General features: G+C 59.3%; 10 protein-coding genes and 1 pseudogene. 6 read left to right on the top strand and 5 right to left on the bottom strand.

Translation table 11 applies throughout. The annotated features are described in order from the left end of the window. Nucleotides 1–59 precede the first annotated feature (59 nt). Nucleotides 60–1280 carry an FISUMP domain-containing protein gene (locus tag BXP70_RS21975; protein WP_086596273.1) on the top strand — a complete coding sequence of 407 codons (1221 nt, stop codon included), beginning with the start codon at nucleotides 60–62 and terminating at the stop codon, nucleotides 1278–1280. Between the two features lie 142 nt (nucleotides 1281–1422). Here the strand turns inward: BXP70_RS21975 and BXP70_RS21980 are convergent, their stop codons facing one another. Both BXP70_RS21980 and BXP70_RS21985 read right to left on the bottom strand, forming a co-directional pair. Beyond that, nucleotides 1423–2196, bottom strand: coding sequence for an HpcH/HpaI aldolase family protein (locus BXP70_RS21980; protein ID WP_086596274.1), 774 nt, complete (start codon nucleotides 2194–2196; stop codon nucleotides 1423–1425). A gap of 106 nt (nucleotides 2197–2302) precedes the next feature. Further along, entirely contained in the window at nucleotides 2303–2629 is a 327-nt protein-coding gene (locus tag BXP70_RS21985) for a thioredoxin domain-containing protein (protein WP_086596275.1), read from the bottom strand. A gap of 166 nt (nucleotides 2630–2795) precedes the next feature. On the opposite strand from BXP70_RS21985, the gene BXP70_RS21990 reads away from it, so the two are divergent. Both BXP70_RS21990 and BXP70_RS21995 read left to right on the top strand, forming a co-directional pair. Continuing rightward, nucleotides 2796–4409, top strand: a complete 1614-nt coding sequence (locus tag BXP70_RS21990; RefSeq protein ID WP_086596276.1) for a sensor histidine kinase — start codon at nucleotides 2796–2798, stop codon at nucleotides 4407–4409. Next, entirely contained in the window at nucleotides 4387–5436 is a 1050-nt protein-coding gene (locus BXP70_RS21995) for a response regulator (protein ID WP_086596277.1), read from the top strand. The genes BXP70_RS21990 and BXP70_RS21995 overlap by 23 nt, the downstream gene beginning before the upstream one ends. A gap of 154 nt (nucleotides 5437–5590) precedes the next feature. Here BXP70_RS21995 and BXP70_RS22000 read toward each other — a convergent pair whose 3' ends face one another. From BXP70_RS22000 to BXP70_RS22010, 3 genes are all read right to left on the bottom strand, one after another. After that, nucleotides 5591–5980: a group III truncated hemoglobin gene (locus BXP70_RS22000; protein ID WP_086596278.1), complete on the bottom strand. Its 390-nt coding sequence runs from the start codon at nucleotides 5978–5980 to the stop codon at nucleotides 5591–5593. A 12-nt stretch (nucleotides 5981–5992) separates the two neighbouring features. Then, nucleotides 5993–6496 carry a hypothetical protein gene (locus tag BXP70_RS22005; protein ID WP_179197775.1) on the bottom strand — a complete coding sequence of 168 codons (504 nt, stop codon included), beginning with the start codon at nucleotides 6494–6496 and terminating at the stop codon, nucleotides 5993–5995. 333 nt (nucleotides 6497–6829) lie between these two features. Beyond that, on the bottom strand, nucleotides 6830–7234 hold the full coding sequence (locus tag BXP70_RS22010; protein ID WP_086596279.1) for a group III truncated hemoglobin: 405 nt from the start codon (nucleotides 7232–7234) through the stop codon (nucleotides 6830–6832). Between the two features lie 303 nt (nucleotides 7235–7537). Between BXP70_RS22010 and BXP70_RS22015 the strand changes: the two genes are divergently transcribed. From BXP70_RS22015 to BXP70_RS22025, 3 genes and pseudogenes are all read left to right on the top strand, one after another. Next, the gene (locus BXP70_RS22015) at nucleotides 7538–9964 is read left to right on the top strand and encodes a heavy metal translocating P-type ATPase (protein ID WP_086596280.1); all 2427 of its coding nucleotides are present in this window, start codon (nucleotides 7538–7540) and stop codon (nucleotides 9962–9964) included. Further along, nucleotides 9961–10104, top strand: a complete 144-nt coding sequence (ccoS, locus tag BXP70_RS22020) for a cbb3-type cytochrome oxidase assembly protein CcoS (RefSeq protein WP_086596281.1) — start codon at nucleotides 9961–9963, stop codon at nucleotides 10102–10104. The genes BXP70_RS22015 and ccoS overlap by 4 nt, the downstream gene beginning before the upstream one ends. 144 nt (nucleotides 10105–10248) lie before the next feature. Then, nucleotides 10249–10453 (top strand): annotated as a pseudogene (locus BXP70_RS22025) (AraC family transcriptional regulator); the annotation flags it as partial.

The following is a 10453-nucleotide window of genomic DNA, read 5'->3' on the forward strand; positions in this document are numbered from 1 at the left end:
TATGAGCCGCGCAGGGGCGCTTTTGCCTTACCCGCCAACCTTTCCAACCTGTTTCTGCTATGAAAACCGTTTTGAAGCCGCTCTTCTTCCTGCTGGCTCCCCTTACCTTTTTGGCCAGTTCCTGCAAAGACGACCCCGCCATCGAACCCACCCCAGAGGACCCGACGACGGAAGCTCCCATTGAGGTACCCAACACACCCGTCACGCCCATTCCGGAGGAAATGGCCGGCACCTGGTACGCCGACCTCAACGAAGGCCCACTCACGTCGAACTGGGAACAAGGCACCTTCCAGGGCGAGCAGGGTTTCAAGGAGTTCCGCACGATGGTGTTTGCCGCTGATGGCAAGAACGCCGTGGAATACACCACCGAAGTCATGAACTCTGGCGACGAAGTAAAGCGCTATTTCTATAAGCTCACCGGTACCCTGGAGTACAAAACTAACCCTAGGTCGTTGCGCTTTCACGCGCAGTCGGGCAAGATGCGGGTGTTTAGCAACAAGTACTCCGGCTACAAGGAATCTAGTATTATCGCCAAAGACCTGAAATCGTACTTCAGCCTTTTGGTTGACCCAGAAGCTACCTCCTTCACTTCGGCGACCAACTACCTAGATGCCAAGCGCAACGATGGCGGCAACCAGTATTCGGTGCGCTACCGCAAAGTAGGGGGCGGCACGCCCAGCAACCCTGGCGGCGCCTTGTCGCAGCCGCCGGCCACGGGCACGTACGTGAAGATCGGCAACCTCTATTACCCCACCGTCACCATCGGCGACCTAGAGTGGACGACCGTGAACTACGCTGGCCCGGGCGGCATCAAGGATTCTGACAAGCCGGAGTATGGCACCTTCCTCAAGTTTGCCGATTTGCCCAACATCCAGGTGCCGGCCGGCTGGCGCATCCCCACCAAGCAAGACTACGTGAAGCTCATCAAGTCGCAGGGCATCCCCTACGACGAATACCTAGAGTCGACGGACGGGGAAGATCTGCAATCGAAGCGCTTGCTAGGTCAACTAATGGCTAGCACGGGCTGGCTCAAGCAGGATGGCTACGCCAACAACAAGTCGGGCTTCAATGCCGTGCCCGCCAACCTGCGCGTGCTTTCCGGTAACCCCCACGGCGAAGGCTCCAACTGCCTGCTCTGGACCTCCGAACGGCAAGCCGACGATACGCCGCTTGCCTTCAAAATCATTCAGCTCCCCAGCGACACCTACGCCCGATTTGGCGGGTACCCGGTAGGCTACAACCCGCCTCACTTGCCGGTACGGTTCGTGAAGAATAAGTAAGAAGAACACGTAATAAGGAGCGTCCCTTTTCGCTGCTAGCGTCTACCGCAGGCAGTGAAAAGGGGCGCTCCTTATGCTGTTCAAGCAGCGGCTTGCTTGGTCTGCTTTCGCTTTCAACCTAAATGCAGGCAAACCTAGCTTCTCATTTAGATTCGAGTACGTCTCGGACTAGCAGCTGAAAAGCCCGGGTTACTTCGACGGTGTCCATGCTGGTGGCTACGCTGTGAAAGCCTTGCGCAAACCGTTGTCGCGCCCGGGTGCGGTCGGCGTAGATGAAGCAGAACTTGCCGGCGGCCTGGCACGCGGACAGGATGCGTTGGACGGCCGCTTGCATCACATCTGACTCAAATTGGGCGGGTATTCCGAGGGCGATGGAGAGGTCAAACGGGCCAATGAACAGGCCATCTACCCCGGCTAGGTTTACTATCTCCTCCACATTTTCCAGGCACTCGCGGGTTTCGCACTGGGGCAAAATCAGGGTTTCGCGGTTGCAGTTTTCTAGGTATTGCGGCAGGTCTTGCAGGTCGGGCGAGTAGGTGAAGGCCGAGGTTCGGGACGGGCCAAAGCCCCGCTCGCCGAGCGGCGCGTACTTGCCGTAGCGCACCACGTCGCGGACCTCCTCCACCGTTTTGATGGCGGGAATAACGAGCCCCTGCGCGCCCTGATCCAGCAGGCTCATCACCGAGGCGCGGGAGGCGTCCTTAATGCGCACCAGCGGCGTGAGGTGATGGCGCTCCGCGGCCAAGATCTGCGCGGCAGCCTCGGCCACGCTCCCGGTGCCGTGTTCTAGATCCAGCACCACGTAGTCGAGGCCCGGGAGGGCGAGGCATTCGATAATGGTCGTGCCACCTAGTTGCACGAAGGTGCCTAGGGCGGGTTCGCCCTGCTGCAATTTTGCGCGAAGTGTGTTGTGCATCCGGTTTCGGTAGCTGGTGTTGGTGGGCGTAAGATGGTGATTTGCCCCCGACACTTGGCTACCTAGGCCTGCTTATACAGCGGACGGACCCAACCCGCCTTAGCTTTTAGGAATTAATCTTCCGCAGCAGCAGGGGCGCAATGGCTTCGTCGTCGGGCAAGCCTTGGTGGCGCCACAGCTCAATGCCTTGGCGCAGAAACACAAAGGCCGGCAGCTCGGTGGCGTGGAAGCTGCTCACCACGGCCGGATGGCTCGCTTCGTTGATGCGCAGGATGCGAATAGCAGGCTCCAGCAGGGTTTGGAGGCGGTCGAGGGAGGCGTTGGTGCTGGCGAGCTGCGATGCTATACCTTCGCCGTGGGTCGGGGGCAGCAGCACCAGCAGCACGTCGGTGGAGGCTGCTTGCCGCGGTGGTTTGAGCTGGGAGAAGGGCATCGGCTTTCAGGAATCTTGGTCGTGCAAAATTGCCGGCGCTAGGTCTCCTTTTCCCTGATGCGCGTCAGGCAAATAGCTGATATTTGTCAGGCCCCGGCTGCGGCGTTGTGCGGAACTTTGCCCCACCTAGCCTAGGCAAACCTTCATCTTCTTCTCCTTGCTTTCCATGTCGCTCGCCCCGTTTACGAATGCCCTGACCGACATTCTGTTCAACCAAGCTAAAGAGTTCGTCGGCATTTATGACGTGACGCTGGGCTGGTTTGTGCGGGTCAATCAGGCGGGTATTGCGCTGCTCGGCTACGCGTCGGAGCAGGCGTTTTTAGACGAGCCGAGCCGCACTTTGCGCACCGAGCCGCTGTCGAATGCGGGCTGGGTTAGCTTGCAGCAAACCGTGGTGGAGCAAGGCCACTACGAAACGGAAGCCGAAATCAGCCGGCAGAACGGGCCGGCGTTTTGGGGATGCATCGAGCTGACGTACTTCGCGCTGGAAAACCAACCGTTTTTTCTGGTGCGCCTCACCGAGCAAAGCCGCTTGCAACAGGCGGAGCGCGAGCTAGCCCAAAGCGTGGGCCGCTTCGAGGCGGTGGTAGCCAACGCCACCATCGGCATCATCGTGTGCGACCGGCAGGGGCTGATTATCTCGGCCAACCGCACCTCGCACCAGCTGTTCGGCTACGCGCCCGACGAGCTGCCCGGCCAGCCCATTGAGTTGCTGGTACCTAGGTCGGTGAGCCGCCGCCATGAGGAGCTGCGCCACTCCTTCAACGCCCACCCCTCGGTGCGGGCCATGGGCGCCCACAGCGGCGACTTGCTGGCCCGCCGCCAAGACGGCTCCGAGTTTCCGGTGGAAGTCAGCCTCAGCTACTTTCACCTGGATGAGGAGCTTTACGTGGTGTCCTACATCGTCGACATCACCTTTAAGAAAAACGCTGAGCGCGAGCTGATTGCCCAGCGCCAGCGCGTAGAGCGCCTAAACGCCGAGCTAGAGCAAAAAGTCGTGGACCGCACCCACGCCCTCATGACCACGCTCGAACAGCTCGAACAACGCACCCAGGAATTGACCAAAGCCCTGGCCGCCGAGCAAGAGCTAGGCGAGCTGAAATCGAGATTTGTGTCGATGGCCTCGCACGAGTTTCGCACCCCGCTCACGGCCGTGCTGACGTCGGCCACGCTCATCGAGAAGTACCCCGGCGGCGACCAGCAAGACAAGCGCCTCAAGCACTTACAGCGCATCCGCGCCTCGGTGATGCACTTGAACGACATTCTGGAAGAGTTTCTGTCGGTGGGCCGCATCGAGGAAGGAAAGATCGAAGCCAAGCCCGTGCACTTAAGCATTGATACCCTGCTGAGCGACACCATTGCCGACGTACAAGGCTTGCTAAAAGCTAGGCAGACGATTGATAAAGAGGCTTTTTGCAGCAAGCCCGTATGGCTCGATCCGTCGCTGCTGCGCAAGATTTTGGTGAATCTGCTTTCCAACGCCATCAAGTACTCGGGCGAAGGCTCGGTAGTCACGGTGCGGGCTAGGTGCACCGAGCAGCTGCTGACCCTGACGGTGCAAGACCAGGGCGTGGGCATCTCGGTGGAGGACCAGGAGCACTTATTTGAGCGGTTTTTTCGGGCCCGCAACGTCACCAATATTCCGGGCACGGGGCTGGGGCTGTACATCATCGGCCGGTACCTGGAATTAATGAACGGCACCATTTCTTTGCAAAGCGCGCTGAACGTGGGCACCACCGTCACCATCACCATTCCCTATGAAAACCATTCTGCTGATTGAGGACAACGAGCTGATCCGGGAGAACACCGCCGAGATTTTGGAGCTGGCCGGCTATGACGTGACGACGGCGGAAAACGGCAAGCTAGGCGTAGAGCAAGCCCTAGCCCAGCGCCCCGACCTGGTCATCTGCGACATCATGATGCCGGTGCTGGATGGCTACGGCGTGCTGAATATCTTCAACCAAAACTCGCAGTTAGCGGGCGTGCCGTTCATCTTCCTCACGGCCAAAACCGAGCGCACCGACATGCGCCGCGGCATGGAGCTAGGTGCCGACGACTACCTCACCAAGCCCTTCGACGAAACCGAGCTGCTCAGCGCCGTAACCGGCCGCCTCAACCGCTTCCGGCACCTCAAACCCGACTACGATCTGCAAGCTGAAGGCCTGAATGAGTTCCTGGAAGACGCCAAGCAAGTCGCTAACTTAGAAAGCCTGTCGGCCGACCGTAAGGTGCACCTGGCGCGCAAGAAACAGGACATCTACGTGGAAGGCGATGAGCCCGCGCGGCTTTATTTTGTGAAGTCGGGGCGGGTGAAAACGGTGAAAACCACCGGCGCCGGCAAGGAGCTGATTACGGGCATTTATAACCCCGGCGAGTTTTTCGGCTACATGGCCCTGCTGGAGCAAACGCCCTACAGCGACTCCGCCGTGGCCGTCGACGATTCGGAACTGGTGTACATTCCCAAGCAAGACTTTCTACAACTGCTGACGCGTAACCCCGAAGTGGGTCAGCACTTCATCCGCCTGCTAGCCGGGCGCGTGAGCGAACGGGAGCAGCAGCTGCTCGACATGGCCTACAACTCCATCCGCCGCCGCGTGGCCGACACGCTGCTGCGCCTGCACGCGCAAGCCGACCTCGCTTTGCCCGCCATCCAGCTCTCCCGCGAAGACATGGCCGCCATGATCGGCACCGCCTCCGAGTCGCTGATTCGCACCTTGAGCGAGTTCAAGCAAGCCGGTTTTATTGAAGTCACGCCGAAAAGCATCCGGGTGTTGCAGCCGGAAAAGCTGCGCTCGGCGCACTGGTAAGCTAGGATGGTTGCCTGCCGGTCCACGCCCTAGGCGTCCGACCGGCTACTGTTAGAACGACGCTTACACAAGCTAGGTGCACGACCATCGTTCTGATGGATTGTTCTGACGGCAACCGGTCGGACGCCTAGGGCGTCGGACCGGCAGGCGACTTTTACAGGATAGACAACGAGTTGTATTTGCGGATGCGGTACTCAAACATCGTGGCGATGTTGAGGGCACGCACCTTGGCTTGGTCGGCGTTGGGGCCGGCGAAGTTTTCTTCCACCGTCGCGTAGAACAAGTTGAGCCAGCGCTGAAAGTGCGTCGCATCGACGGGCAGCGGCAGGTGTTTAGGGAAGGGCCGGCCGCGGTAGCGCGAGGTACCCAGCAGCAGGCTGCTCCAAAAGTCGTACATGGCTGGCAGGTGCGCGGCCCAGTTGACGTGCGCAACCCCGTTGAAGATGGGCGCCAGTAAGTCGTCCTGGTTTACCTTATCGTAGAAGCTATCGACCAGTGTTTTGATGTCGGCTTCGGTTTGAATATCAGCTAGGGGCGCAGTCATAAGAACAGCAGCTTAAAGCGTTAGACGGTGCGGTACGCGCGGCTCGGGGGCAGAAGTGCGCTGGCATGCTACCTGCAAGGCCCAGCCATGCGCCCAGGTTCCCGTTAGCAACAAAAACACCAGTTTCAGCACTTCCAGCCCGATGTAGAGCATGTGCAGGAAGCCCGGCGGCGCTGTGCTGCCCGCTAGCACAGCTGTGGCACGCACATCTAAAGCCGGTAGCAGCCAGAAAGTTTGGGCGAGCAAGATGGTGCTCAGCACACCTAGCCCGGTGCCCACCCGCTTCGGCACGCGCAAGTAAAACGCACTTACCACCGCTAGGATGCCTAGGGCCAGTTCGGCCTTGTTGAGCGCCGCAAACACGATGCGGCCGATGCCTAGCCCAAGCGGCACGGTGATGTGCGGGGCAGTGAACTTCAGCGGCGCTTCCAGGAAGGAAATGCCCACCACCATCCCGGCCCACACGAACAAGGCCAGCGTCAGGAGCAGCGAACCGGTAGTGTGCGAACGACGCATACAAACGAAATCAACAGCACAAAAAAAACGGGGCCAGGAGCAGCTCTGACCCCGCGAACGGAACAACGATACAAAGATACTACAGTTGGGCCCCGAATGGGATTTAAAAGACGTTAAAACTTCGTCTTTGCTTGGAGTCTATTCCACCAAGACGAGTAGAAAGCGAACGTCCTTTCGACCAGCGGGAGAAATCTCGCGTGCAATGGTAATTGTAGCGTGAGAATGAAGCGGTAAAGATGCTTCGACAAGCTCAGCATGACGTTCTAGCGAAGCCCGCGAGATTTCTCCTGCTGGTCGAAAGGACGTCTGATAAAGCTAGGTTCTCAGTGGCTCCTACTTTTCTAACTTACAAAGCCCCAGCAGGCTGCTGAGCGTGCGCGGCGGGCGCTTCTCAAACATCTTCACAATTTCCTGTGCCCTTTCCTTGGCCGCTTCCGCAATCGGGCCGGTGAAATTATCCTCCACGGCGGCCAGAAATAGCTGTTGCCACCGCCGGAAATACTCGCCCGTGTTGGGCAGCACGAGTCCGCCGGGAAACGGCCAGCCGTCGTTGCCGCCGGTGTTCAGCAGCACCCGCTTCCAAAACGCGCCCATGGTGTAGAAAGGCTGCGGCCAGTGAATCTGCACGTCGGCGCTGAAGATGGGACCTAGCAGCTCGTCGGGAAACACTTTGGCGTAGAAGGCATTGATAAGCGTCGTGATATCAGCCTCAGTGCGGATGTCGGAAAGGGCAGGCATAATGCGGTAAGGAATATAGAGGAGTATGTTATTGACGTTGTGCCGGTCGGACGCTCTAGGCGTCCGACCGGTTGCCGCCTGCACGAGCTAGCTGTACACGCGGGTTATTCTGGCAAACTGTTCTCACGACAACCGGTCGGACGCCTAGGGCGTCGGACCGGCGGGCGGCGGCAACAACGGGTCAAAATTCCGGAGCTATTTGCCGGGATGCCCTGACGTTAATCAGGACGTAGCCCTGACGTTCGTCAGCCTTTCCGTCGGCCACAACTTGGAGCTTTGATCTTCTTTTAGATCAGCATTCCTGTGCCCACGACTGCTCCCGCCATTCATACCCACGTTGCCTGCACCCACTGCGGCGACGAGTGCCCCGACGAGCCGATTATCTTCGCCGAGCAACCGTTTTGCTGCCAGGGCTGCCAAGCCGTGTACGAGCTGCTGAACGCCAACAACCTCTGCACCTACTACCGCCTCGACGAGCGCCCCGGCCAGAAGGTAAAAGCGGTAGAGTTGCCCGGCCGCTTCGACTACCTCGACCAAGAATCGGTGCAGGCGCAACTCCTCGCTTTCCGCAGCGACACGCTGGCCAAGCTCACGCTCACCATCCCGCAGATGCACTGCACCTCCTGCATCTGGCTGCTCGAAAACCTGCACAAGCTCAATCCGGGCGTATCGGAGTCGCGGGTGAACTTCTTGCGCAAGGAGCTTACCGTGAGCTACCTGCCGAGCCAAACGAGCCTCAAGGAAGTAGTAAAGCTGCTGGCCGCCGTGGGCTACGAGCCGCAGATCACGCTGGCCGAGCTAGGTGCCCAGCCCCACCACGGCAACCGCGCGCTGTACTATAAGCTAGGTCTGGCAGGCTTTTGCTTCGGCAACGTCATGCTGTTGGCGTTTCCCGATTACCTGTCGTTCACCGAGCAATTGCAGGTGGAGTTTGGGCGGTTCTTTGGGTACTTGAGTCTGGTGCTGGCGTTGCCGGTGCTGCTAGTGAGTGCGCGCGGCTTTTACGAATCGGCGTGGCAAGGACTGCGGCAGCGCTACATTAACCTCGACTTCCCGATCAGCCTAGGTCTCACGGCCTTGTTCCTGACCAGCCTCTTCGACATTCTCACCCACCGCGGCCCCGGTTACCTCGATTCATTCACGGGCTTGGTGTTCTTCATGCTCATCGGCAAATGGGTGCAGCAGCGCACCTACGACGCTCTGCACTTCGACCGGGATTTCACCTCCTACTTCCCCGTCGCCGTCACGCTGCTGACGAAGGGCGGCGAGAAGTCGGTGTCGGTAAAGGACTTGCAAGTCGGCAACCGCATTCTGGTGCGCAACCAAGAAGTCATTCCCGCCGACGCCATGCTCATGCGCGGCACCGGCCAGATCGACTACTCCTTTGTATCGGGCGAAAGTGTGCCGGTAGCCAAACTCACGGGCGAAGTAGTGTACGCCGGCGGCCGGCAAGTCGGCGAAGCGGTGGAGCTGGAAGTGGTGCGCGAAGTGTCGCAAGGCTACCTCACGCAGCTTTGGAACAACCCCGCTTTCCAGAAAGCCGAGAAGCAAACCTTGGAAACCTATGCCGACAAAGTCGGCCGCTACTTCGTGGCGGTTACGCTGGTGCTGGCCCTCGGTTCCATTCTGTATTGGTACCCGAAAGACCCGCACATGGCCATGCGCGCCTTCACCTCGGTGCTGGTTATTGCCTGCCCGTGTGCTTTGTCGTTGGCCACGCCATTCGCCATGGGCGCGGCGTTGCGGGTGTTTGGGCGCCTGAAATTCTACTTGAAAAACTCCGCCGTGGTCGAGACCCTAGGTCGCGCCGATACCATCGTGTTCGACAAAACCGGTACCCTCACCGATACCCACCGCTCGGAAGTGCGCTACGTGGGGCTACCGTTGCAACTGGAAGAAACCCAGTTAATAGCCGCCTTGGTGCAGCAATCCACGCACCCGCTTAGCCAGCGTTTAGCGAAAGAGCTAGGTAGCAATAAGCTCTCTGTTGCCAATTACTTCGAAGTACCCGGCCAAGGCTTGCGCGGCGTAGTAGCAGGGCGCGAAGTGAAAGTAGGTTCGGCGGCTTTCGTGGGCGCAGAAACCCAGCCGCGGGAAGGCCCAAAAGCATCGGCCGACACCCGGCAGTCGCGCGTGTATATGGCCGTGGACGGCAAGGCCCTAGGCTGCTTTGCGTTCTACAATGTGTACCGGGAGCACATGCAGGAGGTGTTGCAAACCCTCGGCAAGCGCTACCACCTAGCCATACTATCAGGCGACAACAACACCGAGCAAGAGCGCCTGCGGGAGCTATTTGGCTCGAAAGCGGAACTCCGCTTCTGGCAGTCGCCCCAAGACAAGCTCGACTACGTAGCCGCCCTGCGCCAGCAAGGCCGCACCGTTATCATGGTCGGCGACGGGCTGAACGACGCCGGCGCCCTCCGGCAAGCCGACGCCGGCATCGCCCTCACCGACACACTCAGCAACTTCTCCCCCGCCTGCGACGCCATCCTGGACGCCAGCAGCTTCGGCCAGTTTGCCACCTTCCTGCGCTTCTCCCAGGACTGCCTGCAAGTAGTGCTAGCCACCTTCATTCTCTCCTTCGGCTACAATGGCATCGGCCTAGGTCTGGCGGTGCAAGGCAAGTTCACGCCCATCGTGTCGGCTATACTGATGCCGATTAGCTCGCTCAGCGTGATGCTGTTTGCGACGCTGCTGGTGCGCCTCGCCGCTTATCGAAACAAGCTATGAACATCATTTTCATTCTGATTGGCATCAGCCTTTTGGTGGCTGTCACCTTCCTGGGCGTTTTCCTGTGGGCCGTGCGCTCGGGCCAATACGAGGACGACTACACGCCGTCGGTGCGGGTGTTGTTTGAGGATGAGGAGTAGCGTACCGATTTGGTAAGAAGTTGTTTGAACGCCTTATAATAACCTAGCTGCACTTGGCGCTAGCCTTTACCACCTAGGTACCGGCAAACTTTCTACCCCACGGCGGGTTACTCAGGCATTGAATTCTACAAGCCGCCTGCTGCCATGACGACGACCACGCTTCATACGCTTTACCAGGAGCTGGCTCCCTGCACTAGCTCCGACCTGAGCACGCTGCTGCCCGGAGGAATTCAGCGGGAAGTCGGCCACTTCAATGTGTTTAATCTGGCCGACTTCTGGGAGTCTACCACGTTGCGGCCCGGCACGCCCTACTCGTGCCGCTCTTTCTACAAGATCAGCCTGTTGCGTA

The organism is Hymenobacter crusticola, from assembly GCF_002154225.1.
GTDB lineage: Bacteria > Bacteroidota > Bacteroidia > Cytophagales > Hymenobacteraceae > Hymenobacter > Hymenobacter crusticola.